The organism is Streptomyces sp. TSRI0281 (genome assembly GCF_001905125.1).
Taxonomy (GTDB): Bacteria; Actinomycetota; Actinomycetes; order Streptomycetales; family Streptomycetaceae; genus Streptomyces.
On the sequence record NZ_LWLE01000001.1, the window covers coordinates 1,154,896 to 1,180,434 of the forward strand.

At 68.9% G+C, this 25,539-nt stretch carries 26 protein-coding genes and 1 pseudogene; 10 read left to right on the plus strand and 17 right to left on the minus strand.

Annotated elements, in window-relative coordinates; translation table 11 throughout:
- Positions 1 to 186: 186 nt before the first annotated feature.
- The gene (locus A6A29_RS05415; RefSeq protein WP_073718705.1) at positions 187 to 1,548 is read left to right on the plus strand and encodes an MFS transporter; all 1,362 of its coding nucleotides are present in this window, start codon (positions 187 to 189) and stop codon (positions 1,546 to 1,548) included.
- A gap of 194 nt (positions 1,549 to 1,742) precedes the next feature.
- On the opposite strand, the gene A6A29_RS05420 is transcribed toward A6A29_RS05415, so the two are convergent.
- The 4 genes from A6A29_RS05420 to A6A29_RS46210 are packed head-to-tail and all read right to left on the minus strand — an operon-like array spanning position 1,743 to position 5,486.
- Positions 1,743 to 2,936 carry an ABC transporter permease gene (locus A6A29_RS05420; RefSeq protein WP_073718706.1) on the minus strand — a complete coding sequence of 398 codons (1,194 nt, stop codon included), beginning with the start codon at positions 2,934 to 2,936 and terminating at the stop codon, positions 1,743 to 1,745.
- Positions 2,933 to 3,742, minus strand: a complete 810-nt coding sequence (locus tag A6A29_RS05425) for an ABC transporter ATP-binding protein (RefSeq protein WP_079182575.1) — start codon at positions 3,740 to 3,742, stop codon at positions 2,933 to 2,935. Before A6A29_RS05425 ends, A6A29_RS05420 begins: the two co-directional genes overlap by 4 nt.
- Positions 3,739 to 4,818, minus strand: coding sequence for a peptidoglycan-binding protein (locus A6A29_RS46205; protein WP_073718707.1), 1,080 nt, complete (start codon positions 4,816 to 4,818; stop codon positions 3,739 to 3,741). Before A6A29_RS46205 ends, A6A29_RS05425 begins: the two co-directional genes overlap by 4 nt.
- Complete coding sequence (locus A6A29_RS46210) at positions 4,815 to 5,486, minus strand: hypothetical protein (RefSeq protein WP_073718708.1); 672 nt, start codon at positions 5,484 to 5,486, stop codon at positions 4,815 to 4,817. The genes A6A29_RS46205 and A6A29_RS46210 overlap by 4 nt, the downstream gene beginning before the upstream one ends.
- A gap of 134 nt (positions 5,487 to 5,620) precedes the next feature.
- Here A6A29_RS46210 and A6A29_RS05440 point away from each other — a divergent pair, with 134 nt between their 5' ends.
- Genes A6A29_RS05440 through A6A29_RS05450 form a run of 3 tightly spaced genes read left to right on the plus strand, consistent with a single transcriptional unit; the run spans position 5,621 to position 8,342 of the window.
- On the plus strand, positions 5,621 to 6,331 hold the full coding sequence (locus tag A6A29_RS05440; protein ID WP_073718709.1) for a response regulator transcription factor: 711 nt from the start codon (positions 5,621 to 5,623) through the stop codon (positions 6,329 to 6,331).
- Positions 6,328 to 7,851 carry a sensor histidine kinase gene (locus tag A6A29_RS05445; RefSeq protein ID WP_079182576.1) on the plus strand — a complete coding sequence of 508 codons (1,524 nt, stop codon included), beginning with the start codon at positions 6,328 to 6,330 and terminating at the stop codon, positions 7,849 to 7,851. Before A6A29_RS05440 ends, A6A29_RS05445 begins: the two co-directional genes overlap by 4 nt.
- Positions 7,839 to 8,342 (plus strand): hypothetical protein, encoded by a 504-nt coding sequence (locus A6A29_RS05450; RefSeq protein WP_338012853.1) that lies wholly within the window; start codon positions 7,839 to 7,841, stop codon positions 8,340 to 8,342. Before A6A29_RS05445 ends, A6A29_RS05450 begins: the two co-directional genes overlap by 13 nt.
- A 39-nt stretch (positions 8,343 to 8,381) precedes the next feature.
- Here the strand turns inward: A6A29_RS05450 and istB are convergent, their stop codons facing one another.
- The 9 genes and pseudogenes from istB to A6A29_RS05490 all read right to left on the minus strand — a co-directional run bounded on the left by istB (position 8,382) and on the right by A6A29_RS05490 (position 16,153).
- Positions 8,382 to 9,746 carry an IS21-like element helper ATPase IstB gene (gene istB / locus A6A29_RS05455; RefSeq protein WP_241838325.1) on the minus strand — a complete coding sequence of 455 codons (1,365 nt, stop codon included), beginning with the start codon at positions 9,744 to 9,746 and terminating at the stop codon, positions 8,382 to 8,384.
- Positions 9,747 to 10,492: 746 nt separating this feature from the next.
- Positions 10,493 to 10,912, minus strand: coding sequence for a hypothetical protein (locus A6A29_RS44665; protein WP_143196949.1), 420 nt, complete (start codon positions 10,910 to 10,912; stop codon positions 10,493 to 10,495).
- Between the two features lie 550 nt (positions 10,913 to 11,462).
- Positions 11,463 to 11,804, minus strand: coding sequence for a glutamate ligase domain-containing protein (locus A6A29_RS05460; protein ID WP_198952987.1), 342 nt, complete (start codon positions 11,802 to 11,804; stop codon positions 11,463 to 11,465).
- Complete coding sequence (locus A6A29_RS05465) at positions 11,801 to 12,328, minus strand: C39 family peptidase (protein ID WP_073718711.1); 528 nt, start codon at positions 12,326 to 12,328, stop codon at positions 11,801 to 11,803. The genes A6A29_RS05460 and A6A29_RS05465 overlap by 4 nt, the downstream gene beginning before the upstream one ends.
- A gap of 36 nt (positions 12,329 to 12,364) precedes the next feature.
- On the minus strand, positions 12,365 to 13,456 hold the full coding sequence (locus tag A6A29_RS05470) for a D-alanine--D-alanine ligase family protein (RefSeq protein WP_073718712.1): 1,092 nt from the start codon (positions 13,454 to 13,456) through the stop codon (positions 12,365 to 12,367).
- Complete coding sequence (dapF, locus tag A6A29_RS05475) at positions 13,453 to 14,253, minus strand: diaminopimelate epimerase (protein WP_073718713.1); 801 nt, start codon at positions 14,251 to 14,253, stop codon at positions 13,453 to 13,455. The genes A6A29_RS05470 and dapF overlap by 4 nt, the downstream gene beginning before the upstream one ends.
- Before the next feature lie 313 nt (positions 14,254 to 14,566).
- Positions 14,567 to 15,411: pseudogene (locus A6A29_RS05480) on the minus strand (helix-turn-helix domain-containing protein).
- A gap of 27 nt (positions 15,412 to 15,438) precedes the next feature.
- Positions 15,439 to 15,948 carry a DUF6879 family protein gene (locus tag A6A29_RS05485; protein ID WP_198952988.1) on the minus strand — a complete coding sequence of 170 codons (510 nt, stop codon included), beginning with the start codon at positions 15,946 to 15,948 and terminating at the stop codon, positions 15,439 to 15,441.
- Positions 15,926 to 16,153: a hypothetical protein gene (locus A6A29_RS05490; protein ID WP_073719021.1), complete on the minus strand. Its 228-nt coding sequence runs from the start codon at positions 16,151 to 16,153 to the stop codon at positions 15,926 to 15,928. Before A6A29_RS05490 ends, A6A29_RS05485 begins: the two co-directional genes overlap by 23 nt.
- Positions 16,154 to 16,511: 358 nt before the next feature.
- On the opposite strand from A6A29_RS05490, the gene A6A29_RS45135 reads away from it, so the two are divergent.
- A complete protein-coding gene (locus A6A29_RS45135; protein WP_158074364.1) occupies positions 16,512 to 16,712 on the plus strand; it encodes a hypothetical protein in 201 nt (66 codons plus the stop codon).
- A 972-nt stretch (positions 16,713 to 17,684) separates the two neighbouring features.
- Here the strand turns inward: A6A29_RS45135 and A6A29_RS45720 are convergent.
- On the minus strand, positions 17,685 to 17,900 hold the full coding sequence (locus tag A6A29_RS45720) for a hypothetical protein (RefSeq protein WP_198952989.1): 216 nt from the start codon (positions 17,898 to 17,900) through the stop codon (positions 17,685 to 17,687).
- A 173-nt stretch (positions 17,901 to 18,073) separates the two neighbouring features.
- Positions 18,074 to 18,496 (minus strand): DUF6003 family protein, encoded by a 423-nt coding sequence (locus tag A6A29_RS05500; RefSeq protein ID WP_073718714.1) that lies wholly within the window; start codon positions 18,494 to 18,496, stop codon positions 18,074 to 18,076.
- A gap of 243 nt (positions 18,497 to 18,739) precedes the next feature.
- Here A6A29_RS05500 and A6A29_RS05505 point away from each other — a divergent pair, with 243 nt between their 5' ends.
- Positions 18,740 to 19,150 (plus strand): FhaA domain-containing protein, encoded by a 411-nt coding sequence (locus A6A29_RS05505; protein WP_073718715.1) that lies wholly within the window; start codon positions 18,740 to 18,742, stop codon positions 19,148 to 19,150.
- Positions 19,151 to 19,176: 26 nt separating this feature from the next.
- On the opposite strand, the gene A6A29_RS05510 is transcribed toward A6A29_RS05505, so the two are convergent.
- Positions 19,177 to 20,022 (minus strand): RNA polymerase sigma factor SigF, encoded by an 846-nt coding sequence (locus A6A29_RS05510; RefSeq protein ID WP_073718716.1) that lies wholly within the window; start codon positions 20,020 to 20,022, stop codon positions 19,177 to 19,179.
- Between the two features lie 245 nt (positions 20,023 to 20,267).
- On the opposite strand from A6A29_RS05510, the gene A6A29_RS05515 reads away from it, so the two are divergent.
- The 3 genes from A6A29_RS05515 to A6A29_RS05525 all read left to right on the plus strand — a co-directional run bounded on the left by A6A29_RS05515 (position 20,268) and on the right by A6A29_RS05525 (position 22,835).
- Positions 20,268 to 20,681, plus strand: coding sequence for an ATP-binding protein (locus A6A29_RS05515; RefSeq protein ID WP_079182579.1), 414 nt, complete (start codon positions 20,268 to 20,270; stop codon positions 20,679 to 20,681).
- A 129-nt stretch (positions 20,682 to 20,810) separates the two neighbouring features.
- Positions 20,811 to 21,050 (plus strand): hypothetical protein, encoded by a 240-nt coding sequence (locus tag A6A29_RS05520; RefSeq protein WP_073718717.1) that lies wholly within the window; start codon positions 20,811 to 20,813, stop codon positions 21,048 to 21,050.
- Between the two features lie 540 nt (positions 21,051 to 21,590).
- Positions 21,591 to 22,835, plus strand: a complete 1,245-nt coding sequence (locus A6A29_RS05525) for a PP2C family protein-serine/threonine phosphatase (RefSeq protein ID WP_073718718.1) — start codon at positions 21,591 to 21,593, stop codon at positions 22,833 to 22,835.
- Positions 22,836 to 23,059: 224 nt separating this feature from the next.
- Here the strand turns inward: A6A29_RS05525 and A6A29_RS05530 are convergent, their stop codons facing one another.
- Entirely contained in the window at positions 23,060 to 23,449 is a 390-nt protein-coding gene (locus A6A29_RS05530; RefSeq protein WP_073719024.1) for an ATP-binding protein, read from the minus strand.
- A gap of 1,149 nt (positions 23,450 to 24,598) precedes the next feature.
- On the opposite strand from A6A29_RS05530, the gene A6A29_RS05535 reads away from it, so the two are divergent.
- Positions 24,599 to 24,925 carry a helix-turn-helix domain-containing protein gene (locus A6A29_RS05535; RefSeq protein WP_073718719.1) on the plus strand — a complete coding sequence of 109 codons (327 nt, stop codon included), beginning with the start codon at positions 24,599 to 24,601 and terminating at the stop codon, positions 24,923 to 24,925.
- The last annotated feature ends 614 nt before the right edge of the window (positions 24,926 to 25,539 follow it).

Sequence of the window (25,539 nt, forward strand, 5' to 3'; positions counted from 1 at the left end):
ACACGGGGCGGGCGAGACGCAGACCCCGGCCGTCTCGCCCACCCCGGCGGCATTTCCTACCCCGGCCATATCGCAGGCCCCGGCCGCAGCGCTCGTACCGCCCGCCCCCGCGGCATCGCCCACCCCGCCACGATCGCCGCCCCCGACCCGACCCCCGGCTCTTCCCCGAATCCGCAGGAGTCACCCTTGGCACCCCAGCCTCAATCCCCGCACCGGCCCCCCGCGCCCGCCGACGTCCGCACGGCAGCGGTGCCCCCCGCCCCCGACCGTCGCCGCGCCTGGCTGGTCACGGCCATGATCGTGGCCTTCATGGTCGTCAACTTCGCCGACAAGTCCGTCCTGGGCCTCGCCGCCGTCCCGATCATGGACGAACTGCACATCAGCAACAGCACCTACGGGCTGATCTCCAGTTCCTTCTTCCTCCTCTTCAGCCTCTCCGGCCTGATCGTCGGCTTCTTCTCCTCGCGCATCACCAGCCGGACGCTCCTGTTCGCCATGGCGATGCTGTGGGCGGTGGCCCAACTCCCGGTCCTGGTCGTGGCCACGGTCCCGACCCTCATCGCCGGCCGTCTCCTGCTGGGGGCCGCCGAGGGCCCGGCCGCCTCCATGTCCATGCACGCCCTGTACAAGTGGTTCCCGCCCGAGCGGCGCGGGCTGCCGTCGGCGCTGCAGATCGGCGGCGCGGCACTGGGCACACTCATCGCCGCACCGGTGCTCACCTGGCTCATCACCGGTTTCGGCTGGCGTTCGGCGTTCGCCGCGCTCGCCGTGACCAGTGTGGTCTGGAGCGTGATCTGGTGGCGGGTCGGGCACGACGGCCCGTACGACGACACCCGCCGGCCCCTCCCGGACACCGCCGCACCGCCGACCGCCGTCCGGCTGCCGTACCGCAGGCTTCTGCTCACCGGCACGGTGCTGGGGAGCGTGTCCAGCGCCTTCGGCGCCTCCTGGGCACTGTCCCTCAGCCACGCGTGGCTGCCGGCCTACCTGCGTACCCAGCTCGACATGACGGCCGAGTCCGCCGCGACCACCATCAGTGCGGTCTCCGGCTTCAGCCTGGTCCTGCTGCTGACCGTCTCCCGGCTCATCGACGCGCTCAAGGCGCGCGGCCTGACGAGCCGCTGGTCGAGCGGTGCCCTGCAGGGCACCGCCGTATGTGTCGCGGGGACGGCGATGGCCTCCTTCCCCTTCGTCGACGCGTCGGGCCCCCGCCTCCTGCTGATCGGCGTGGCCTTCGGCTGCACCGCCGTCGCGATCCCCCTGCACTACATGACCACGGCCGAGGTGGTCCCCACCGCCCAGCGTGGAGCGGTGTTCGGCATCGTCGCCGCGACCGGCACCCTCCCCGGCCTCATCGCGCCGTCGCTCACCGGCCACCTCATCGACACGGCGGCCACGCAGGCGGCGGGTTACCGGACCGCGTTCCTCGTCACCGCCGTCGTCATGGTCGTCGCCGGGGCGTTCGCGGTCGCCGCGATCCGGCCGGAACACGACGTGCGACGCCTGGCATCGGCCCCCGGCCCGCGCACGAAACCCGCGGAGGTGTGACCGGCACAAGGAGACGCCCGGGTCGGCGGCACGAGCGGATGCCCATCCCGCTCGTACGCCACCGCCTCATGAACACGCCCCTACCTCACGAGTACGCCACCGCCTCACGAACACCGCTGCACGCCCCGTACGTCCCGCACGCCCCGCACGCCCCGTACGTCCCGCACGCCCTGTACGTCCCGTACACCCCTGCCTCATGTCGCGTTCAGAGCCACCGTCGGGTGGAGACGGGAGGCGCGGATCGCCGGGTAGAGGCCCGCGACCACGCCGATCAGCAGGGTGGCGGCCAGGCCGCCCGCCAGGGACCAGGGCGGGACCACCGCCGTCCACCCCTGGGCCTGCGCGAAGCCGTACGTCGCCGCCGCGCCGAGCAGTGCGCCCGTCGCCCCGCCCAGCGCCGACAGCAGCAGCGACTCGGTGAGGAACTGGAGCCGGATCGCGTTGCGGGTCGCGCCCAGCGAGCGGCGCAGGCCGATCTCCCGGCGGCGTTCCAGGACGGAGATGACCATGGTGTTGGCGACGCCCACGCCGCCGACCAGGAGGGCCACCGCGCCCAGACCGAGCATCAGGGTCGTCAGACCCTTGTCGGTGGCGGCCTTGGCGGCCAGCGCGTCCGAGGGGCGGGAGACCTTGACGCCCGACTCGTGGCCGGGGCTGATGGTGCGGGCCAGGATCGCCCAGACCTCCTCCACCGAAGCATCCGTGGAGCGCTCGAAGATGGTGGTGGGGTGGCCGTCGAAGCCGAAGTAGCGCTCGGCTGCGGGGAATCCGACCATGGCCACCCGGTCCAGGGTGGGGACCAGTTCGATCGGTTCGAGGATGCCGACGACGACCACGCGCGTGTCGTTCATCATGATCGTCCCGCCGGGGCGGGTGATGCCGAGGCGTTCCGCCGCCACCGCGCCGAGGACCGTCGTCGGGAGGCGTTCGCCGACCGGGTTCAGCCAGACGCCCCTGCCGACCTCGCCGCCGAGCGTGGACAGCAGGTCGGTGCGGACGGCCTGGGTGATGACACCGGCGGTGCGCTCCTCGGGGACCACATCGCTGCGGCGGATACGGGCGTCGACGTCGGCGGTGGCCGTGGCGTGCCGCACCGGGCCGACCCGCTCGACCATCGCGACCGCGTTCTTGGGGAGCTTGACCGGCTTCCCCGTCTCGTCCTCACCCGCCTCCGCGGTGAGGAGGTTGGTGCCGAGCCGGTCGAGCTGGGCCATCAGGTCCGCGCGGCTCGACTCGGACAGGCCGACGACCGCGACCATGGTCGCGATACCGATGGCGATCCCGAGCGCCGAGAGCACCACGCGCGCCCGGCGCGCACGGAGGCCGACCGCGCCGACCCGGACGATGTCGCGGAGGGAGAGACGGGAGGGCTTGAGAGCGTTCCTCATGAACCGACCTCTTCCGTACGGGAGACGGCGCGCGCGCCGGAATCCGGGACGGGACGCACGCCGGAAGGCTCGCCTGAATCCGGAACGGGACGCACGCCGGAAGCCTCGCCGGGACGCGTCCCGGTACGGGCGTCCGCGACGATCTCGCCGTCCTTGAACCGGACCCGGCGCGGCAGCGAGTCCGCGATCCCGCTGTCGTGGGTGATCACGCAGATGGTGGTGCCGGACGCGTTCAGCTCGCGCAGCAGCTCCATGACGATCTCGCCGGACGCGGTGTCCAGCGCCCCGGTCGGTTCGTCCGCCAGCAGCAGCCGGGGGTTGCCCACCAGGGCGCGGGCGATGGCCACGCGCTGCTTCTCGCCGCCGGACAGCTCGCTCGGCGTGTGCGAGCAGCGGTGGTCCAGTCGCACCTTGGCCAGCGCGTCCCGCGCACGCGCCCGCCGTTCCTTGAGCGGGACGCCCGCGTAGAGCAGCCCGTCGGCGACGTTGTCCACCGCGTCGCGCCCCGCCGCCAGGTGGAAGTGCTGGAACACGAAGCCGATGTGGCGGGCGCGCAGCGCGGAGAGCCGGGAGTCGGAGAGTTCGGAGACGTCGTACCCGGCGATCCGGACGGTTCCCGTGGTGGGTCTGTCCAGGGTGCCCATGACGTGGAGCATCGTGGACTTGCCGGAGCCGGACGGGCCGACGACGGCGACCAGTTCGCCCGCTCCGACGGTGAGGTCCACCCCGCGCAGGGCATGGACGCCACCGGGGTAGGACTTGGTGACATCCCGCAGTTCGATCACCGGGTCCGCCGGTACTGTCATGATTTCGCCACCCCGACCTTCATGCCCTCACGCAGCTCCGGGCCGCTGACCTCGATCAGCCCGTCGGCGGTCATCCCCGTCTCCACCCGGACCATCGTCGACGTGGTACCCCGGACGACCTGGAGGCCGTAGCCGCCCCTCTCGCCGCGCAGGGCGACGACCGCCTCGACGGGGACCGCGAGGACTCCCCTGCGCGCCTCGCTGACGAACTTCACGCTCAACGGTGCCTTGGCGTCCTCGCCGGACACCGCGTCCGCCCCGCCGTTCAGGACGACCTCGACGGTGATGCCCTCCTGGGCGGTCGCACCGCCCCCGGCGGCCGGCTCCTCCGGGCGCACCGTCCCGGCGACCCGGCCGGGCGCGGTCCTCCCGCTCGGCAGGGTGACGTCGACCTTGGTGCCGCTCGATGTGAGCGCGCCGTCGGTCTGCTCCAGCTCCGCCCTGACGACGGGTCTGGTGGAGGCGATCGTCAGGACCGCGTCACCGGGGCCGACCGAGTCGGCGAGCGCGGCGTCGGCGGCGGCCACCTTGACCTGACCGGGCTGGAAGACGATATCGCCCTTGCCGACCCGGCCGGTGCCGTCACGGTTCAGGGACTTCTGCCACCGCTCGACGGCGGTCGCGGTGCCCTCGTCGTACCGGACGTCGACGTACACCCCGGCCCCGTACCCCAAGTCACGTAGGTTGCGCTCCAGTTGGAGTACGTCGCTGCCCCGGTCGCCCACCTTCATCTCGCGGAACATCGGGACCGGCCCGTAGAGGAGGGTGACGGGCTTGTCGTTCAGTTCGTACAGCGCCTGTCCCCTGGTCAGCGTCCGCCCTTCGGAAGCGGCCACCGTGACGGTGCCCTCGACGGCGGACTTGACGACGCGGCGCTGCGCGAAGTCGAGCTTGCCGTCGACCGTCCTGGACTGCACGAGGTCGGTGCGCACGACGGCCGTGGTGGCGGGCGGCAGGTCGCCGCCCCTGCCGGAGGCGCCCGCGTCGTCACCGCCGCCGAGGAACAGGACTCCCCCGGTGACGGCGGCGGCGACGGTCACCGCGCCCAGCGCGAGGAAGGCGGCGCGGCGCTTCACTGCATGCCGTCCAGACCGTCGAGCAGCTTCGACTCGCACGCCTTGCGGGCCTGCTTGTACGACGGCGACTCCTGGTCGATGGACGGGGACCCCGGGGTCGGGTCGCCGCCGGGGATCGCCTGGCCGCCGGACATCGTCGGGTTGGTGAACTTGGAGACCTCGTTGTCCCGCATGCACTGGGCGTGCGCGAGCATCGACTCGTAGGCCTTTTGCTGGTCGACCTTGGGCGTGGCGTCCGACGCGGCCAGCAGCTCGGGGACGCAGGCGCGGTTCTTGCCACCCTTGATGCCCTCGTTGTTGCCGGGGCGGGAGCCGATCTCGTTGATCTTCGCCCAGTCGAGATACCCGCTGAGCTTGGGGTCGGGGAAGTCCTTGTAGCCACCCTTGGCGCGCATGCACTGGACGTACGTCATCTGGGCGTCGTAGAAGGCGCTCTTGGCCGCGGGCCCGGTGCTCGGCGTGCTCCCGCTCTTCGCGGTGCTCTCGGCCGGGGCGTCCGGTACGTCGGCGATCGCGTCGTCCTTCTTCGCTCCGTCGGCGCTGTCTCCGCCGCCGCCGCAGGCGACGGAGAAGGCGAGTACGGGCACGGCCACGAGGGTGACCACACGGAGCCGGGCGGTGGCGCGGAGCCGGGCGGTGGCACGGGAATCGGTCCTGAGGAAGCTCATGCGCTTCACGTTCGCCGTCGCGGATGATGACGGGTCCATGGCCACATGATGGGAACGTAACAATGCCCCCGACCTGCGGGTCCATCCCGTACGAAGCAGGCGGTCCCGGTCCCGGCATGCCCATAATCGGCCCCATGCCGCATGTGCTGCTCATCGAGGACGACGCGTCCGTACGGGACGGAATGGAGCTCGTGCTGCGCCGGCACGGGTACGGCGTGGACACCGCCGCCACCGGCGAACAGGCCCTCGCCCTGCTCGCCGGGGAGCGGGGCGCGCGGGTCGAACTGGCCGTACTGGACCTGATGCTGCCCGGCATGGACGGCTTCGAGGTGTGCCGCCGCATCCGCGCCCGCTCCGCGACCCTGCCGGTCATCATGCTGACCGCGCGCGGCGACGACTCCGACATCGTGACGGGCCTGGAGGCGGGCGCCGACGACTACGTCGTCAAGCCGGTCACCGCGCCCGTGCTGGAGGCCCGCATCCGGGCCGCGCTGCGACGCGCGGAACCGTCGCCCGCCGGGTCCTCCCCCGGGCAGGCGGGCGGCCCGCCCGACCTCGGGGGCCTGCGCATCGACCGCGCCGGCCTGACCGTCACCAAGAACGGCACACCGGTCCCGCTGCCGCCCACCGAACTGCGGCTGCTGCTGGAGCTGTCGGCCTGCCCCGGCCGGGTCCTCAGCCGCGAACAGCTCCTCGCATCCGTCTGGGACCACAGCTTCCTGGGCGACTCCCGGCTGGTGGACGCGGCGGTCGGGCGGCTGCGGGCCAAGCTGGAGGACCTGCCGGCGAAGCCGCGCTACGTACAGACGGTGCGGGGCTTCGGCTACCGCTTCGGGCCGCTGTGACCCGGAGGGACAAGGGAGGCACGTACGGCGCCGCTTCGACACGGCGCTCCCTGCGGCTCCTCGTCGGGCTGCGCAGCCGGCTCGTCGTCGCGTTCGTCGTCGTCGCCCTGATCAGCGCGGTGACCGCGACCGCCCTCGCCTACCGGGAAGCCCGCACCGCCGTTCTCCAGCGCGCCCAGAACGCGACCGTGAACGACGTCCGGGAGCGGGTCGGCACGGTGGCCGCCGACTTCGACGTACCGCCCGACCAGCGGTCGCTGTCCCGGTTCACGGCACAGGTGTCGGAGGGCATCGGCGGGAAGATCGTGGTCGCCCACTACCAGGACCTCGTCGCGGTCTCCGACTCGCTCGCCGAGACGGAGGGCCGGATCACCGCCGAACTGCGCACCGCCGTCATGACCGGCGACGACGCCGAGTTCCAGCGGGTGGTGTGGCGGGGCGAGCCCTACCTGGTCGTCGGCACGCCCGTCACGTTCGCCGACGGTGACCGCAGCGCCTCCGGCCTGGAGGTCTTCGCGATCGCCGATCTGCGGGCCGAGCGCGACGACACCGCCGCCCTGCTCGACTCCGTACGGGACGGCATCGTGCCGGTGGTGCTGCTGGCCGCCGTCCTGGCGCTGCTGGCCGCGAGAACGGTCCTGCGTCCGGTACGGAAGCTGGGCCGCGCGACCCGTGAACTCGCCTCCGGAGACCTCGGCAGCCGGGTCGCCGTCTCCGGCCACGACGAACTGGCCGAACTGGCGAGGACGTTCAACGAGACCGCCGACGCGCTCCAGCACTCCGACGCGGAACTGCGCGAGCAGGAGGCGAAGGCCCGCCGCTTCGTCGCGGACGTGTCGCACGAACTGCGCACGCCCCTCGCGGCGATGACGATGGTGGCGACCGTCCTGGACGAGGACGCCGACCAGCTGCCGCCGGACGCGGCGCGGGCGGCCCGTACCGTCGGCGCGGAGACGGCCCGGCTGTCCCGGCTGGTCGAGGACCTGATGGAGATCTCCCGCTTCGACGCCAAGGCGGTACGGCTGAACGCGGCCGGGACGGACCTCGCCGGCACCGTACGCGCGTCGCTGGCGCTGCGCGGCTGGACTGACCGGGTACGGACGCACCTCCCCGAGGGCGTACGGGCGGTGGTCGACCGGCGCCGCATCGACGTGATCGTCGCGAACCTGGTGGGCAACGCGCTGCGGCACGGGGCCCCGCCGGTCACCGTGACCCTAGGGACGGCCCTCGCGCCGGACGGGGAGTGGGTGACGCTGGAGGTCGCCGACCACGGTCCGGGGCTGCCGCCGGAGGCCCGGGAGCGGGTCTTCGACCGCTTCTACAAGGCGGACGCGGCCCGCACCCGTGGCGCGGCCGACGACAGCGGCCAGGGAAGCGGTCTCGGCACGGCGATCGCACTGGAGAACGCCCGGCTGCACGGCGGCACGATCGACGTGGCCGCCGGCCCGGAGGGCGGGGCGGTCTTCACACTGCGGCTGCCCCTGCGACGTACCGAGGGGAGCCCGGAGTGCCCGGAGTGAAGGTCCGACAGGGGTTCGTGGCCGCCGTGCTGGGGGCCGCCCTCATGGGCTGCGGCGTCCAGCCGACCGGAGTGATAGGCGCGGGCGAGCCCGCGTCCGGACTGACGCGCGGCATCCGGCTGTACTACGCCTCCGCCGCCGGGCTGCGCGGGGTGCCCCTGATCGACGTAGAGGTCGAGGACCTCAACACGGTGATCAAGTACCTCGCCCAGGGCCCCCCGCCCGCCGAACAGCGCGACGGCCTCACCTCGCTCGTCCAGCTCGGCGGCTACCGGGCCACCGGAACGGGCACCCGCGTCACGGTGCGCATCGACGGCGCCTACACGGCGACGGGCCGCGACCAGGGCACGGGCCAACTGGTGTGCACCCTGGCGCGCGCCCAGTCCGTCATCGACCCGAAGGTGAGGACCGACGACGTCGAGGTCACGCTGCGCCCCTCCGAAGGAACCGCGCTGGGCCCGTACCGGTGCGCGGAGTTCCTCAACGGGTGAGGCGGACCACGGCAGATCCCGGCTCGGAGACGACAGCCCTCAGCGGACGGCCGCGGACGCGAAACCGAAGCCGCCGTGGTCGCGCATCCGGTAGTTGTCCCCCTCGACGCTGATGATCTCGCAGTGGTGGACGAGACGGTCGACCACGGCCGAGGCCACCGCGGCGTCGCCGAGGACGAGGTCCCAGCCGCTCAGGGGCTTGTCGCCGGTGACGACCAGCGAGCCGCGCTCGTAGCGGTGCGCGACGAGGCGGGAGAAGAGCTGGGCCTCTTCGGCCTCCAGGGGGAAGCAGCCCAGTGCGTCGACGATCAGCAGGGGGTACCGGTCCAGCAGGGCCAGTTCCTTGGTGAGGCGGCCCGCGGCCTTGGCGTCGGCGAGCCGGGCGGCCCATTCGACGGCGGTGGCGAACAGCACCTGGTGGCCGGCCTGGCAGGCGCGCGTACCGAGGGCGACGGCGAGGTGGGTCTTGCCGGTGCCGGGCGGGCCGAGGAGGACCACGTTCTCCTCGGCGGTGATGAAGTCCAGCTTCCCGAGCGTGGCCACCGCCTCCCGGTCGAGCGACCTGACGTAGTCGTGGTCGAAGTCCTCCAGGGTCTTGGGGGCGGGGAAGCCCGCGGCGCGGATACAGGACTCGGCGCCCGAACCTCCACGCGACGAGGCCGACATCGCCGCCGAGGCGGAAGGCGCCGCCCACCCCACCGCCGTGACCTCGCCGTGCGACCCGCCGGACTGCTTCGGGATCAGCTGCGGATTCCCTCCCCCGTGACCGTCCCCATGACCACCGCACCCACCGTCCCCATGACCACCCTTCCGCGACTCCAGCATGGGGCCCGACATATAGGCCAGAATCGCGGCGGACAGGATGAAGGCCATATGGATCACGGTCCCCCACAGCAGCGCGTGCCGGGAAGTGTGGTGCACATCGACGAACATCTGCAGCAGATGGACGGACGAAATGCCCACGATGGCGGTGGCGAGCTTGACCTTGAGCACGTTCGAGTTGACGTGCGAGAGCCATTCCGGCTGGTCTCGATGGCCCTGGAGATTGATGCGCGAGACGAAGGTCTCGTAGCCGCCGACGATCGTCATGATCAGCAGATTGGCGATCATCACAACGTCGACCAGTTTGAGGACGGCGAGCATGACATACGTCTCGTCCGCGTAACCGTTGATGACATGACCGATTAATTTCCACAGCTCGTTGAAGAACTTGTAGACATAGACGCCCTGCGCGGCGACCAGTCCGAAATAGAGCGGGGCCTGGAGCCAGCGGGTGGCGAAGAGGGCGTATCCGAGCGCGGCGGGCGCGAAACTCGCCACGTCCCCCGGACCGCGGAACGAGCCCGGAGCCGGGGCCGGGGATGAGGAGTTGTGGTCGTGGGCGGGCATGTCATAACTGGTCAACAGCATCTCCAACGACTGCAACAACGGGAGGCTCCACCATTCTGATGGGCCCTCCGCCACCCATCTGAATTCGGTGCACTCGTTGGGATGAATAGAATTTCGGTAGGACAAGAGCCAGTTCACGCGATTGCGCGTCACGCGCACATCGCACGCTGTTTCCGGAAGGGCGAACGCGAATTCATCACACCGGAATCCGCACCCGATCTGTTCGCGCATTCCCGAGCGATCCAGGGAACGGCTTCACGTCCACGGAGCCGACCCGGTGGCGAATCACACCTATTCCGCCTCAGACCGACGACCTCTCCCCCGCCCCCTTCGCGCTCAAGGGAGCGGAACGGAAAAGGACCAGGTCAGAGAGTGTCTGACCTGGTCCTTCAGCGAGCCCCCTGTCGGATGCGAACCGACGACCTACGCGTGACAAGTCGTCGGATCTTGCCCCGGTGGCCGTCCGGGGCATCCGCGGAAATCTCGTGTCGGCAGCTCACGGCACCCGACGGACAGTCCCGGACAGCGATGGACGATTACGGACACCGCTCCGAATGAGACTGCGACTGCGACTGGCTACCCCTTCGGCACGATCACCGGAAGGCATCCGCGACGTCACTCGAATAAGAACTGATGTGGTGTCGCCGTCACCTCGGGCGCAGCCCGAAGGGGTACGGATGACCTGCGGGGTAGTGGTCGTGAAAGGTGCTCGGCAGTCGTTGTCGGTTGCCGTTCGACGGCTCACAGCGGCCCAGGGAATGTTATCCACGGTGAGCGCGGCTGTCCCACTCAGCCCGCCGTCGCTGGCAGAGAGTCGAAATGCCGTCCTTCACCACTGTGTAGACGAGGCCGTAACCGGCAATGTTCAGCGTTCCCTTGGCGCTGGTCGTCGTCTGACACGCGGGTATGTGCACCGTTGGTGCACAGCGGCCCGCCGTTGCGCCAGCTGCGAAGTTCGACGTGTCACACCAGGCGTCCCCTCCGCGCTGCGACTCGAATACAACACGGCCACTGATCGTCTTCGCGCTCGACGTCGGGTTCTGCGCGACCAGAACGCCCTGCGCGTCGTTGTTGCCGTTGAGCACGATGCACGTCGCATGGCATCCCGCATCGAAGCCCTCGTCCAGCAGATGGACGGCGATGCCAGCAAGTCCATGGATACCCGCGCCGAGCTGATCCACATCGGACGCCCCTCCATCCCAGTCATCATCGATGGCCTGCCGTCACTCGGTAGCTCTCCCGAGCGCCCTGCCACGATCGACTGATTCCGTCGACAGCCGCGCTGCCCGCACACGGCATCCCCGCCGCAGTCGCTGAACAGCAGCCCCAGGTTGTCGACGGTCACCCCCTACTGCGGGCAGCGACGGCGAGCATCGAGCGATATCGGCAGGTCTCTGCAGAGGCGCAGGAAGCACTGACCGCGAACTTTGAGCGAGTTTCCGCCGCTGCGATCGAGGCGTTCTCCATGGGGGACGTGCTCATGAGCAACATGGAAGCGCGGGAAATCAGCCGGGAACGGTTCACGAGCGCGGCACGGGAGGCTATCGGCAAGGCGTCGACGCCGGACGTGTGATCCGATCAAGGCTGAAGCAATTCACGCTACTTCGACTCCGCACCAGCCCCAGGGATCGCGTCACGCTCCATCAGAGTGTGAATCTACCGGGGACTCGTCCCATGTGTTCGGCCATCGGACCTCTTCAAGGGCGGCCCCGGCTCGTCGTGCCGAGCCCGTCAAAGCCCGGTGACGGGCTGCCCGGTGAGGGCCTGGGCGACCTGCCACAACATGCCGCCGCGCGAAGCCTTCGTCAGCACGACGTCTCCGGGGCGGAGAAGAGAACCGACGTAGGCCGCGGCGGTCGCGTTGTCGGCGACCATCGCCACGTCCGGCACGCCCGCTGCACCCGCCGCGAGCGCGAGTTGCTTTGCGAGGTCCCCGCCGACGGCGACGACGAGATCGACACCGTTCTCGGCTGCCATACGCCCGACAGCCCTGTGTGCCTCAAGAGCTTCGTCGCCCAGTTCCAGCATTTCACCGAGTACGGCGATCCTCCGGCCATCTTCTGCCTCGGTCATCGTGACTCTCCAATCTGGTTGAGTGGAGCGAAGGTGATGGCGCGGCCGGAGTACGAGGCGGTCAGACGACTCAGCGGTACGCGGTCGTGTGTCTGTCCCCAGGCGGACGGATCGCGAATGAGGACGTCGGGGTCCGGGCCGGCCTCGTAGCCCCGGGCGATGACCAGGTGTCCGCCCTTGCGTCCGTCATCGGGGAACTGCTCTGTCACCGACATGATCAGTGGGGCCACTTCGAGGCGGGCGACCAGGCACTCGGCCGTGACCGGCTCGGCGCGGGAGGGAACGCCGAGCTCAGTCGCCAGGTTGGCGACGCCGGCATGCAGCGCTCCATGTGGGGTCAGAACCTCTTGCTTGACCGCGAGCTTCAGCAGTTCGGTGACGGATGGGGCTTCACTGCCGTAGGCGAGCAGGATCATTCTCAGCGAGGCCAGGCCGCACGCCCGGTTGGACCACTCAATCCGGTCTCCCAGTGCCCACCCTCCATGGAGATCCCATTCGGCGGGGGCGATGAGCTGTCGGCACATGGGGACATCGTGGACGCGGGGCACAGCGGCTTGCTCCTACGGTGAGACGACAGCCTCCCGAATCGGTGTGGAGGGAGCGAACGCGGGAGTGGGCAGGGGAACATCGTATGGCGGGCGGGTCAGGGCCTCGTGAAGCATCGCCAGGACGATATCCGTATGTCCGAGCCCGACCATGGCCGCGCCGACGGCAAAGTTGCTGCCCCAGGACATGCCTGGCGTCGTGTTGACCTCCAGGGCGTTCACCCGGCCGCTCTCAGTGAGCATGAAGTCCACCCGGGCCGACCCGCGCAGGCCCATCCCCTCCCAAAGGGACTTGGAGTAGCCGTTGATCTCGGCCAGCAGCGCCGGTGTCAGGTCGGCGGCTCCGACCGTCACCGTGCCCCTGGAGTCCGCATCGAGCTTCGTGTCCGCGTCATAGAAGTCGGCATCGGTGACCTCGGTAGCCAGCGGCGGGAAGACGAGTACCGCGCCTCCGGGCATCTCCAGCAGGCCCACGGTGAGAGGCATGCCGGGGATGTAGTCCTCGACCAGGACGGGATCTCCCTCATCCCGGGCAGCGTCCGCGAGTGCCATCGGAAGGGCGCCCTGGTCTCGGACCAGGCTCATGCCCACGCTGGAGCCGCCGAAGGGCGGCTTGACCATCACCGGTGTCCCGGTCCAGTCCGCAGAGCCACCCGCCCACACCCACCAGCTGGGTGTGGGGACGCCTAAGCTCTCCATCACCCGCTTGCAGAGAATCTTGTCGGCAGCCATCGCCGACCCGGCGACGCCGCTTCCGCAGTACGGCATGCGGATGTAGTCCAGGAGCCCTTGCAGGCGCCCGTCCTCACCGAACGGGCCGTGAAGGTTCGAGAGGGCCACGTCGTACCCGGCCAGTTCAGGAATGAACGTCGGCTCGCAAGGGTCCAGCACCTTCCAGCGGGCGCCGATCTCCTCCAGCGCCCCGGCCAGGGCCGTCACGGAGCGCTTCTCCACGGGGCACTTCGAGTGGTACAGGCGATCCTCAAAGCTGACCGGTCCGTAGATCAGCGCCACGCCGAGCCCCTGTCGGCCCTGCTGCCAGCCGCGAAGGGCTTGGGTGGTTTGCTGCACGGCCTCGCCGGAGGCGGCATCAAGGAAGAGGGTCATGCGAGTACTCCTTCGAAGGTGTGGGTGACGGGGCCGCCGACCCACTGGGCACGTGCCGGCCGGTCCAGGTGCGGACGTACCGTCAGTGGCTGTCCGGACCGGTTGTGGACAACGACGGGCCGCCGGGCAACCAGCCCGCGCATGGTCGCGATGACGACGGCCGCCACCGCCCCGCTGCCACAGGACAGCGTTTCGGCCTCCACGCCGCGCTCGTAGGTGCGGATCTGCAGCTCCTGACCAAGCGCGGCCTGGACGAAGTTGACGTTGGTGCCGAGCGGAGCAAGGTCGGCGTGGTGGCGGATGAGGCGGCCGACCGTGACGGTGTCGATGGCCTCAACCTCGTCCACGAAGGCGACGACGTGTTCAGTGCCGGTGTGCACGCTGTCGAACCAGGTCGGTTTGCCGTTGATGACTGCCTGGACACGGCGAGCGTGGACGGCGCCGACTTCGACTGTGACCCACACGGCGTCATCGCTCACGACGGCTTCGTGCGTCACCCCGGCCATGACAAGCCCCATCCTCTTGAGGCCGTGGTCTTTGCTCGCCGCCCAGGCAGTGCATCGCAGGGCGTTCCCGCACATGGTCGCGGTCGAACCGTCCGCGTTGAAGCACGCGACGTCGAATAGGGCCGGGTCCGTGCTGATCAGCCTGCTGATGACCAGGCCGTCGGCGCCCACTCCTGTCCGTCTGGCGCAGAGCTGTTCGGCTTCTCTCGCCCAGTTTTCGCCGCCGTCCGGCGTTGGGTCGGAGAGGAAGACGAAGTCGTTGCCGGCTCCGTGAATCTTGCGAAAGTGCATGGCAAAGCTCCTCGGTCGGATGAGGTGGCGGCTTATATGCAGTGGGTGGAGAGGGCCGGCGAGATCAGGCGAGCTCGATGGGCCGGTACGTCCGCGGTCGGCCGGCTCTTGTAGTCGAGGAGCCCGAACCTCCTGCGAAGCAGCTCCCGCACGCTCTCGCCCCGGAAATGCTTTCCGGTTACCCTTGGGCGCTTTCCCATACTTGCCACTGTCATCACCGTTTCACCTCACCGGTACACGCACGCCAGCTGTGCCGTAACGCTAGGAAAGGCGATGGCAAGAGCTCTACGAGTGTGCCCGAACTTGCCAGAAATCACCCGAGCGAGTCGATGGCTGACGTGATCAGCTCGCGTGCCGATACACCGTAGACGGCCAGGTCGGCCAACTCGCTGAATGCCTGCGCGTACAGGGCAGTTTCATGCCGCTGCGTAATAGTGAGATGCGCTGAGACGAGTTCCACGTTGACGGTGTGGTCGTCGAACAAGAAGAAGTTCTCAACAGCCACAGGCCCGAGCGGTCTGCTTTCTCGGGGATGATGTCGATACTGACCGAGGGCAGCGCTGCGGCACTCAGAAGGTAGCCGAGCTGGCCCGCCAGTACGTCGGTTCCGCCGATGCGCTTTCGAAGCGCGGACTCTTCCAGAAGGATCGCGAAGCGGTGGTTGCCGTACACGATCTCCTGCTTGTCGACCCGGATCTTCACCGCCTCCGGCACATCGTTGATGAGACCGCGCCGGTTCTGGATAGAGGTCAGCAGGGCGTTGATGTACGAGGATGTCTGTACGGGGCCTGGGATCAGGGCGTGTGAGTAGATACGGAAGCGCTGCGTTCGCTCCCACAGGGGCAGCACGGACTCCTGAGCCCGCTTGAGGCCGGAGCGTTCCATACGGCGCCAGTCGACGTACATGCCGTCGATTCCGCGGGCAGTCGAGACGAGATCCTCCGCCACACCGGCTGCCCCGCAGGCCGACGCCCAGGAATGGAGGTCGGGCTCGGAGGGCGCGCGTGTACCACTCTCGAAGCGAGAGCATTTCGACTCATGCCAGCCCAGGAGTGCGGCCAACGCCCGCTTTGTGAGTCCGGCTTCGTTCCGGATCTCGCCTAGGCGTTGGCCGAGAGCCTTGCGCGCCTCCTGGACGCTCGAAGATGGCGAGGTCATGTCGCTGAGACGGCGCTGAGCGCTGCGTCAGAGCCGGAACTGGGCGTGCGGCGTCGCGCGTTGCCACACGGCCTCGAAGGCGGCTCCACAGAGCTTCGCCAGGTCCGGTGCTTCGCTGAGCTCCAGCTCCAAGTTCTCGCCCTCACCGTCGAAATGGTTGACCAGGACGAGCCGGGAGTCAAACAGCCAGAAGTCGTTCCCAGGCAGAGCAATGGCAGTGGCTTCCCGCCGGGTCAGCCACCGCACATGCTCACCGGCAGCGACATTCAGCGCGTCAGTCACCTCGTGCTCGAAGCGGATGTATTCACTGATGGGGGTGGACACGATGCGTGCACGTCGGACCTCGACCCCTCGTGAAGTCGCCTCTGTGACCAGCGAGTGCCAGTCGGCCCAGCGTTCCGCAGGGTCTAGGGGCTTGCCGGCGGCCCAGTCGATGAAGGCCGGATCCGACTTCATATAGGCGTCACGCATCTCCAGGTGCACGGCTGTCCGCCGGCAGTCTCGAAACAGGTCCTCAAACGTCGGGATCTTCTTCACCCTTCACCTCCAGGAAGAACTGCACCATGTGCCGAGGAATCTCCACCACCGACTCGTGACCTGGGATGTCCATCTGTTCGAGGCGCTCCTTGTCGAGAACGGTGACGCCCTGGACGAGGTACTTGTTCGTCTCGTCATCCAGATAGATCGTGGGGGAGCCTCCACTGGGACTCTCCGGGTCTTTACCGAGCTTGATCAGGGCCATGATGTCCACCTCCGTTGAAGGTAACGATCGATGCGCCAGAGCCTTCCCTCAACTCCTTTCCCAGGCCAGGCACTTGCCAGAACTTGCCAGCAGAGGCGACGACCAGGAGCAGTCCCGGCGCGGAGCAGGCCCTCTCGGAGGCCGAGTCGTCGGCACGAGCGCGGACGTGGAGATCTTTGGACCGTTTCCCCCGGAAGAGAGCGCTGGAGTGCCCGCTCTGAAAGCGTCCGCTCCTTCTGATCAGCGCCGCCGCGCTGGTGGCCTCAGCGGCAGATGAGCAACTGGCGCCGGGCGGATCGGGGAGCAGGGCGCTGTGCGGTGCTGCGCGCCCTGGCTGCTTCGGTCCGAGGGCTGGGGCGTGGCGCTCGCCGAGGCCGCGGATGCGCGAAGTCAATGGGCGGGCTGGGTTGTGGGCGGACTGCGGCTTCCGCGTCATGGTCTGGACGACGACACCGTCCGCGTCGCGCAACGGCACCGCAAGCAGCAGGAAGCCGACCGCCCTGTGGAACTCTGCCTGGTCGAAACCAGGCTCGCCCTCACCCAGGAAGACGGCTTCTGACTGCGCCCCCGGCAAGGTCACCGACCTCTTCGAACGAGTCGTCGCCGCCTCCGGTCTGCCGCCGATCCGGCTGCACGGCCTGCCACAAAGCCCCGACGCTCATGCGTGCTGCCCGCATCGACGTGAAGATCGTCTACGACACCCGCGGGCACAGCGGCACCCGTATCACCCGGGGCATCTACCGGAGCGTCTCCCCCGACGTCGGGAGAAGTGCGGCCGAGGCCACCGCCAGGCTGGGCCCACGCCAACCCGGCCACATCCCTCACCTCACCCTGCCCCGCGCACCAGAAAACCCCAGGTCACGGGCTATGTGACCTGGGGTTTCGCGGAGCCCCCTGTCGGATTCGAACCGACGACCTACGCATTACAAGACCGTGAGCGATCATGTTGCCCAGTGCCGCATAGTGCCGCCTCGTGACGTTTCCGCTGATCAGAACAGGTGCACCCGGTTAAGCCGTGCCGCCCCGCGCTGCGCCGTCCAAAGGCGTCTGTCCACCGGCTGTCCACCGGCGCACCTGGCCGATCAGCACGTAGTGACCACCCGCTGGCACACCGACGCCGTGGACGCTCAGCCAGTCCCCAGGGCTGACTCACTTGTCGAAATTCAACAACTGCCCGCTTCGGTGGACTTCTCTGTAAAGCGTAACCATGCGCTAAGAGCAAGCCACAGGGTGCGCTGTCCGCCGAGTCCTTCCGTGCCGGGCAGGAAGTGGGTGAGCACCCGGCGTACGAGCGACCGTTGGGCGTCGCGGGAAGCTGGCACCGGCGGGTCGGACCGTTCCGTACGCGGCTCGGGCGTCTCGTCCGTGCTCGGGGTAACGACATGTGCACTTCCTTGCGGCTGCGGTCACGGCATCCGGGGGGCCGGAGCAGACCCTCACGGCTGGCGTCAGTTTTCAGTACCTGAAGGGAAGTTACAACCGAAACCGCCCAGCGCCCAGCGGCCGGGTCACGCGCGGCAACAAGCGGTCATCACGGCGGTGCGCGGCGCGACTTCCTCCAGCCCTGCCCATAGCGCGGCCACGTCCAGGTCCGTGCCAGGCCCCTCGACCCCAGCGTGTTGACGGCACCGGAGGTCAGCGCCAGCGAAGCAGCCCCGCGCACTGCGGCGCGCCTGCTGCGTACCTCGCCCAGGGCCCACATACCGGCGGCGATGCCGCACCACAGCAGCCCGTGGCCGACGCTCATATTCCGCCGTGGCAGGTCGGGTTCCGCTCCTGGCAGCGAACGGGCGGCCACCCGATCGGGCACCGAGCGCCCCGCCCCACTCATCACACTCTGCCCTCGGCCCCTCGGCAAAAAGCCCTGCAAGTCCCTATATCTACAGCGTGTTGTGGTGCTCGGGCGGTGCCGCCGACAGCTCACACCGTCAGGCGGCCGATGTCCTGGGGGTCGAGACCGGTCAGCTGGATGATGCGCGGAGCGGGAATGCCCGCCGTCAGGGCCCTGTGCACAAGGCCCTCCCAGTCCTGGGTCGTCTGCCGGAATTCCAGCAGCTCGCTTTCCATGTCCGTGACGGATTGGGGTGCGGACTCCTGCTGTACCCGCAGCGACTCCTCCTCGCTCAGCGGCACAGGCAGACACTCCGCGTTCTCGGGGATGAACGCCTGTGCCGCGGCCGGGAGAATTCTGACCTGCTCCGAAGAGGCCGAGACTCCATGAGCCTGCAGCCACCCCAGTACGGCTGGTGTTTGTGCGCACTCCAGGGCACCGACAGCAGCCAGGGCCGCCCCCAGCCGGGGGTGGCGGTCAGGAAGAAGGAACAGGTAAGCGTCATCGGCCATCGCGCGGAATCGCCTTCTCGATCGAACCTCATCAGCGGGCGCACTGATGCTAGCGCCCCTGCCCGGCGCCGACTCCCGCTCTCGTTGCGCCGGCTGCAGCCCCACCGGCCGAACCATGCTCGGGCAGCGACGTGACGTGGTCCGGCTCCTCACAGAGCGCCGGGCGGTCCGGTCGGCCGGCCGGACCACAGCGCCACCCTCATGGATGAGCGTGCTGGGGAGAAACCCGGGCAGGCGCACACGATGCACTTCCTTGGAACCGCCGAACGTCTCATGGAGCGATGCACAACACCCCTGTGGGACCTGATGCGCCCCCCGAGGCAGCGACACGGAGAGGTCCTGGCGATACTGCACCGGCGGGTTGACGACGGCGCCCTCATCCTGGGCAGACAGCGCGTCGTCGTTCCCAACGCCTTCGTCATCGAAGTGCTGCCCGAGATCCACCGGCAGCTCACGGCTCATGCGCTGCCGGTGGAGCCCTGCCTCGTGAACGAGGTCCATCGGTACGCTGCCGAACAGGGCTACACCTTCGCCGGCCGTGTGGCCGTCGCCCTGCGTCCCGCACCTGACGAGGAAACCGTCCGGTTTCGCATCCACAGCCGTATCGCACCAGCCGCAGGACAGCACCACGCGTTGGCACGCAGAAGACGATGACCAACTGCGATCCGGCCGTTTCGGCGTCAGCTAGCGGAGAGCATTCCTTCGCGCAGGCGCGCCAGCGTGCGGGACAGAAGGCGGGAGACGTGCATCTGGGTGACACCGAGGCGCTCACCGATCTGCGACTGGGTGAGTTCCTCGACGAACCTCAGATGGAGGATGCGCCGGTCCCGCTCGTTGAGTTCGGCGATGAGCGGAGCGAGTGCGTGGAAGTCCTCCACCAGCTCCATTGCGGGGTCTTCCCCGCCGATGAAGTGGGCCAGGGCCGCTTCGCCGTCATCGTGGTCGCCGTGGACGGCGGCGTCGAGGGAGGTGGAGTTGTAGCCGTTGGAGGCCATCCGGGCTTCGACGACCTCTTCCTCGGTGAGGTTCATCAGCGCGGACAGCTCGCTGACCCTGGGGGCGCGGCCGAGGCGAGTGCTGAGCTCCTCGGTGGCCTTGGCGAGCTCGACGCGGGCCTCCTGGAGGCGGCGCGGAACGTGGACGGCCCAGGATGTGTCGCGGAAGAACCGCTTGATCTCACCGACGATGTAGGGCACGGCGAACGTGGCGAACTGGACTTCGCGGGAGAGTTCGAAGCGGTCGATGGCCTTGATCAGGCCGATCATGCCGACCTGGACGATGTCCTCCATGTCGTCGCCGCGGTGGCGGAACCGTCCGGCGGCGTAGCGGACCAGCGACATGTTCAACTCGACGAGGGTGTTGCGTGCGTACTGGTACTCGGGTGTGCCCTCTTCCAGTGCGGCGAGCTGGCTGAAGAACAGCTTCGACAGGTCACGGGCGTCCTTCGGTGCGACCGTCTGCGGGGAAATGACTGTCGGCAGTTCCGCGATGCCGGTGTCCCTGGATGTCCCAGTAGCCGTCTTCATGCTTTCCCTCCCTGTCCGCCGGCCCTCTGTCGTCCCCCGACAGGCCGGTCCACGTCACGTACCCCCGAGCGCGTGCTTCATACCCGCGCGGTGGATCAAGGTTCGTGATGCCCACCACGTGGCCGCACGACAGCGACGTCAAGCCTCGACAGGGGGCAACTCAAAGCTGGCCGGGCTGTTACAGGGTGCACTTCGTGGGCAAGTGTGCATCCCGGACAGAGGCCACCCCATATGAGGAGGGGCTTATGCGGACCAACCCCACATGGCTGGACGCCCGACCGCCGGACCGAGTGGCTTTCGCCAAACGGCCGGAAGTCGTCGCGCAGACGCGAGAAGTCGCTCGCGCATGGATGAGCGCGCTCCGCCCGGCTGTCGACCCCCCGGCCGCCGCAAGCGTCGAACTCGTGGTATCCGAACTCGTCACCAACGCCGTACGGCACGCACGAGGGGCATCGTGCTCCTTGCGCCTGCAGGCACAGCCGGACGGTATCGCGGTCGTTGTCACCGACGCAGACCCCCGACTGCCGAAAGAGCGGCCACCCGACCTCACCGGCGGCACCGGCGGCTTTGGCTGGCCCATGGTGCACAACCTGGCCAAGGCGGTCACCGTGACGACGAGGCCCAGCGGCAAGACCATTCGAGCAGTCCTGCCCCGGTAGTGCCCGCACCCCCGCCGCACGGTGGATGCCGCGCAGCGCGCACCGCAGGCATCCTGACCCGCCAACGGGACAGGGCGCACGGAGGATTGCCCTCGGCATGACGGAGCCCGGGCCGGGCAGGAGAGACCAATGGACGACCTATCGCAGCTGCTGCAACAGACGATGCGCCGCCGCCACCTGACGCCGCAAGCCGTCGCCGACAAGACCGGCATCCGCACCCCGCGCATCCGGGCCTTCGCCGAGGACGGCGCGGAGGGACCCATCCGCCCGACCGAGGAGGAACTGTCTGAACTAGCGGGCGCCCTCGCACTGCCGCTGCAGGCTGTCAAGGCCGCCGCTCGGCCGAAGGTCACGGCAACTGCCCCGTGACCCGGTGCGTCGGACGGGTCCTCCAAGGTCTTACGTGTCGTAGGTGGCCGGGACGGCCCATCAGCTGACGGGGCGGGGCAATGCGACCAGACGGTGGAAGGCGGCGGCGAGCTGATGTCACCAGGGCCAGGTTGCTGCGATCCGCAGGTAGAGGCGACAGCCGCCACAGTTTAGACGGGCAACTACCTCCAGGATCCGGTAGCGGAGTTTCTTGGAGATCCTCACGAAGGCCGGTTGTGCGGTGCAGGTGGACCGCTGCAGCGGCGAGGTGCAAGTGACGCCGGGTTGATCTGCGGACAGGCGGGGAGGGGCGGTGCCTGCTCGGGGTGCCGTCAACAAGGCGGCGAACCAGCCGACAAGCAGCCCGTCGTGCAACATGCCACCTGTGGCGTAATGAGCACCTTGGGCCGGTTGGTCCCGTCAGGCTGTGCGGACTGATCACGGTCGTGTCAGGCCACCCAAACCGAACACCGGACCGCCCGGTGAACGCCCGCCCCCCGTACGGCCTGCGGGAACAGGAAGCAAGGGGAGGCCGGACCGATGGCAGGAGACGGGCGAAAGAAGCCGCACCGGGTCGAAGAGGACCGGTCGGAAGGCTTCGGGGAGCGCCTGCTGGGTGTGCTGCTGGACCGCGCCCACGAGATGCCCGCGCATCTGATCGCTCCACTGATCGCGGAAGAGGTGGCCAGCATCGGAGGACGCGACGTCTCCATCCTCCTGCAGGACTATGAACAACTGCTCCTCGTGCCCCTGCCCGGCCAGCGGCTGGTCGTCGGCGATCCCCAACCGGTCGAAGACTCCCCAGCCGGCGATGCGTTCCTGTATCGCAGGACCGTGGAGGTTCCCCAGGACGGCGCTGTCCGCATATATCTGCCGCTCCTGGACGGCAGTGACCAGATCGGCGTCCTGACCGTCACTCTCGATGACGTCGATGACGACGACCGGCGACTGCTGCGCCGCCTCGCCGGCCTGGTCGCCGACATGATCGTCACCAAGGACGCCTACACCGACCAGTTCTTCAAGGCCCGCCGCCGCGCCCCCATGGATGTCGCCGCCGAGATCCAGTGGTCACTGCTGCCCCCGCTGTCGATGACCGTCCCCCAGGTCGAAGTCGCCGGGATTCTCGAGCCCGCCTACTACGTGGCCGGCGACAGCTTCGACTACGCGCTCAACGACGACGTCCTGCATGTGGCCATGATCGACGCCATGGGCCACGGCCTGGACGCCGCGACCGTGGCGACCGTCACCATCGGCGCCTACCGCCACGCTCGCCGCGCGGATACCGAACTGTCCGAGATCTATGCCTTCATGGACCAGGCCGTCAACGAACAGTTCGGTCCCGACCACTTCGTCACCGCGCAGATGATGTGCCTGAACATCACCACCGGCCAACTGCAATGGGTCAACGCCGGCCACCCCGCGCCGCTGCTGATCCGCGACCGCACCGTGATCGGCCGGCTGGAAAGCCCCACCACCCTGCCGATCGGCTTCGGCGGTGACCAGCCCCACGTCAGCGAACGGACTCTGCAACGCGGAGACCGCATTCTGTGCTTCACCGACGGCCTGATCGAGGAACACCAGCCCGGCGGAGAAGAGTTCGGCGAGGAACAACTCATCGAATGGACCAACCAAATCCTGCAGGACCACACCGCGGTGCGAGCCGTGGCCAGAAGGCTCTCCCACACCTTGAAACGGGAACGGGGCGGCGTGACCAGCGACGACTCGACCATCTTCCTCATCGAATGGCGAGGAGGCAAAGCCGACCACCTGGCCACCCTCACATGAGCCGACAGCACCCGGACCACGTCACCGAGCAGTACCTGCGTTGATCTTCGGATCCTCTGTGGTCTTCGGGCGGTCGCCGCAGGGTGCCCGTCAGGCGCTTCTGTCCTCGCGGTCCGCGCCCGGGCGGGTCGGGTGGGGTGCCGGACGGTGGTGACGGGTCTGGCCGCGTGTACCCGTCTGTGGGATGCGGCTGGCACCCCTCCCGAGGTGCGGGTGCTCCGGTGCTACCGGGGGAGGAAGGCGCTGACGGTCTTGCCGCCGGCCGCCCGGCGGGTGACGGCGGTGGTCCGGGCGAGGTGGTTGACCATGGGCCAGCCGAATCCTCCGGTGCCGCCGGTCCGGTCGGGGGTGCGCATGCGCGGGGCCTGCGGGCTGGGGTCGTGCACGGCCACTTCGATGCTGTCGGGGTGCGCGGTCAGGCTCAGGGTGCAGGTGCCGCCGCCGTGGCGCAGGGCGTTGGTGACGAGTTCCGAGACGACCAGGACCACGGTGTCGGCGGCCTCGGCTCCGATCGGCTGTGCGAGATCTTCGAGGAAGTCCCGGGTCTCCTCGCGTGCGTCGGCGACGGATGTCGCGGAGCGGACGGTTACCGCGGTGATGCTCATCGTGTCCATCAGGTCACCCGGTCTCTGGATCGTCATTGCCCGGTCCTGCCTATGTAGGGCCTATGCCCGGCCTGCGGCCCGCTAACCCGGCCCGCTCCCGCCTTCCCTCACCGTTCGAGGTCGATTACCTCCCCGCCAAGCACGCCAAAATCTGCGGTGGCCGGAGTAGACATCGGGTGGTGGTGTGGTTATGGTTTCTCTCGTAGCCGAGATCGAGCAGGGCCCGGCAGAAACGAACTGCCAGGCAGCAGTACCCGTAGTTGTAGTTCGCAGTGCGGTGCGGTGGTGGAGTTCCGAAGCCAGGGTTGTTGCAGGACGGCGACGGGACTGACGACCGGACCGGGTGGCCCGCAGTAGTCAGGGGCCGCCGCGAGCAGTACCGCAGTTCAGTCAGTGCAGTACCCGCACGTGCGGGTCGCGGTATCCAGCAGTGAAGTGAGCGGTTCCTCGGTGAAGGCGTCGGCTGCGGGCGTACGCACCGGGAGGTTCGGCAGTGGGGTTCCAAGCCAGAGCAGACGCAGGACGGGCAACGGGGCTGGCTGCCGAAGAGTGGCGCTGTCACAGGTCACCAGCAGTTCGGTTCGGTGGTGGAGTTTCGGAGCCGGAGAAGTTGCAGGATGGCGACGGGGCTGACGACCGGACCGGGTGGCCCGCAGTGATCAGGGGCCGCCGTGAGCAGTTCACGAAGTGGCATCACGCAGCAGCACGACCAGGAGCGGTTCCTCGGTGAAGGCGTCGGCTGCGGGCGTACGCACCGGGAGGTTCGGCAGTGGGGTTCTAAGCCAGAGCAGACGCAGGACGGGCGACGGGGCTGGCTGCCGAAGAGTGGCGCTGTCACAGGCCACGGAGCAGTACGCAACAGAGCAGTACCAGCAGTTGGTAAGTGATTGATCCCAGAGGGAAGAACGGAGGAGCCAGGCGCCATCAGGATCGCCCGGGCGGAAGTCTTGAGCCCGGGTACCGCAGGACATCGATAGTGAGGTGGTCTCCGGTCAAGCAACCGCGATCCCCGCAACCCCCGGACCTCTTCCCGGCGGGCATGCGGAAACACAGAGCCGGCGTAGCCGATCAAGGCCGGCTGATGGTGTAGCAGTTCCTTCGGGGCCCGGGTGCCACATGGCACCCGGGCCCCTCCAGCGCGTTCCACAGAGAGGTGACATGACAGCAGACGACTCGTTCGGCCGACTCGACGACGACGACTACCCCGCCTACACCATGGGCCGGGCCGCCGAAATGCTCGGCACCACCCAGGGCTTCCTCCGCGCCATCGGCGAAGCCCGCCTCATCACCCCACTCCGCTCCGCGGGCGGCCACCGCCGCTACTCCCGCTACCAGCTGCGCATCGCCGCCCGCGCCCGGGAGCTCGTCGACCAGGGCACCGCCATCGAATCCGCCTGCCGCATCGTCATCCTCGAAGACCAGCTCGAAGAAGCCCAGCGCATCAACGCCGAATACCACCGCGGCACACCGGAGGCGAAGCCGTAGCCGCCGACTGCGGCCCGAGAGCCGCGGCCCCGCCCCACCGGCATGCTCCGGGCGTGCTGCTCAGGCGCTATCCCAGGTATGCGCATCGTGCCCAGCAGACCGCCTGCGGGCGGGAAGCCCTGTTCGAGCCGCGTCGTGTCGCGCAGGGGCGACCTGAGGAAGGCGTCAGGGCCTCCCGTTCGACGATCGGGTGCTGACGCCGAACAGGGACTGGGACCCGGACGTAGCCCGCCCATTCTCCTGGTCCCCGGCGCGAGGTCGGGGCAGTGACGCGCGGAGTAGGGAGAGCGGCGCCACCTCGTCGGTCTGCGGAGGTCCCGGCCGGGTCACGGGACATCGCCAGCCCAGCCCACTGTCCCGGGCATTGAGGCGGGGTGTGCAGTTGGCGCGGCCGGGCCTGTACATGCCCTCATCCGCGATTCCGAAAGGCTTCGCTCTGTCAGCGGACGTTTCCTGTGCCCGCGCTCTTCGAACACGCCCTGCGTGATTCTGTGCGCCACGTCGGGAAGGGGTGGCCGCTGCGGACAAGGGAGATGTTGCGGCGGGTGTGTGCGCCTGTCATACACAGCTCATGCCCATGCGGTGTTCCTTCTCCATGGCGTGGGCGCTGAGGG

What these genes read in the sequence shown, in the direction of transcription:
- A6A29_RS05505 (WP_073718715.1), top strand. Translation starts at nt 18,740, where the DNA reads ATGCACTTCCTTGGAACCGCCGAACGTCTCATGGAGCGATGCACAACA.
- A6A29_RS05490 (WP_073719021.1), bottom strand. Translation starts at nt 16,153, where the DNA reads ATGGCCCTGATCAAGCTCGGTAAAGACCCGGAGAGTCCCAGTGGAGGC.
- A6A29_RS05525 (WP_073718718.1), top strand. Translation starts at nt 21,591, where the DNA reads ATGGCAGGAGACGGGCGAAAGAAGCCGCACCGGGTCGAAGAGGACCGG.
- A6A29_RS05510 (WP_073718716.1), bottom strand. Translation starts at nt 20,022, where the DNA reads ATGAAGACGGCTACTGGGACATCCAGGGACACCGGCATCGCGGAACTG.
- A6A29_RS05515 (WP_079182579.1), top strand. Translation starts at nt 20,268, where the DNA reads ATGCGGACCAACCCCACATGGCTGGACGCCCGACCGCCGGACCGAGTG.
- A6A29_RS05530 (WP_073719024.1), bottom strand. Translation starts at nt 23,449, where the DNA reads ATGGACACGATGAGCATCACCGCGGTAACCGTCCGCTCCGCGACATCC.
- A6A29_RS05425 (WP_079182575.1), bottom strand. Translation starts at nt 3,742, where the DNA reads ATGACAGTACCGGCGGACCCGGTGATCGAACTGCGGGATGTCACCAAG.
- A6A29_RS05500 (WP_073718714.1), bottom strand. Translation starts at nt 18,496, where the DNA reads ATGGCCGATGACGCTTACCTGTTCCTTCTTCCTGACCGCCACCCCCGG.
- A6A29_RS05520 (WP_073718717.1), top strand. Translation starts at nt 20,811, where the DNA reads ATGGACGACCTATCGCAGCTGCTGCAACAGACGATGCGCCGCCGCCAC.
- A6A29_RS05465 (WP_073718711.1), bottom strand. Translation starts at nt 12,328, where the DNA reads ATGTGCCGACAGCTCATCGCCCCCGCCGAATGGGATCTCCATGGAGGG.
- A6A29_RS05440 (WP_073718709.1), top strand. Translation starts at nt 5,621, where the DNA reads ATGCCGCATGTGCTGCTCATCGAGGACGACGCGTCCGTACGGGACGGA.
- A6A29_RS05460 (WP_198952987.1), bottom strand. Translation starts at nt 11,804, where the DNA reads ATGACCGAGGCAGAAGATGGCCGGAGGATCGCCGTACTCGGTGAAATG.
- dapF (WP_073718713.1), bottom strand. Translation starts at nt 14,253, where the DNA reads ATGCACTTTCGCAAGATTCACGGAGCCGGCAACGACTTCGTCTTCCTC.
- A6A29_RS45720 (WP_198952989.1), bottom strand. Translation starts at nt 17,900, where the DNA reads ATGAGCGTCGGCCACGGGCTGCTGTGGTGCGGCATCGCCGCCGGTATG.
- A6A29_RS46210 (WP_073718708.1), bottom strand. Translation starts at nt 5,486, where the DNA reads ATGAGCTTCCTCAGGACCGATTCCCGTGCCACCGCCCGGCTCCGCGCC.
- A6A29_RS05535 (WP_073718719.1), top strand. Translation starts at nt 24,599, where the DNA reads ATGACAGCAGACGACTCGTTCGGCCGACTCGACGACGACGACTACCCC.
- A6A29_RS05420 (WP_073718706.1), bottom strand. Translation starts at nt 2,936, where the DNA reads ATGAGGAACGCTCTCAAGCCCTCCCGTCTCTCCCTCCGCGACATCGTC.
- A6A29_RS05470 (WP_073718712.1), bottom strand. Translation starts at nt 13,456, where the DNA reads ATGACCCTCTTCCTTGATGCCGCCTCCGGCGAGGCCGTGCAGCAAACC.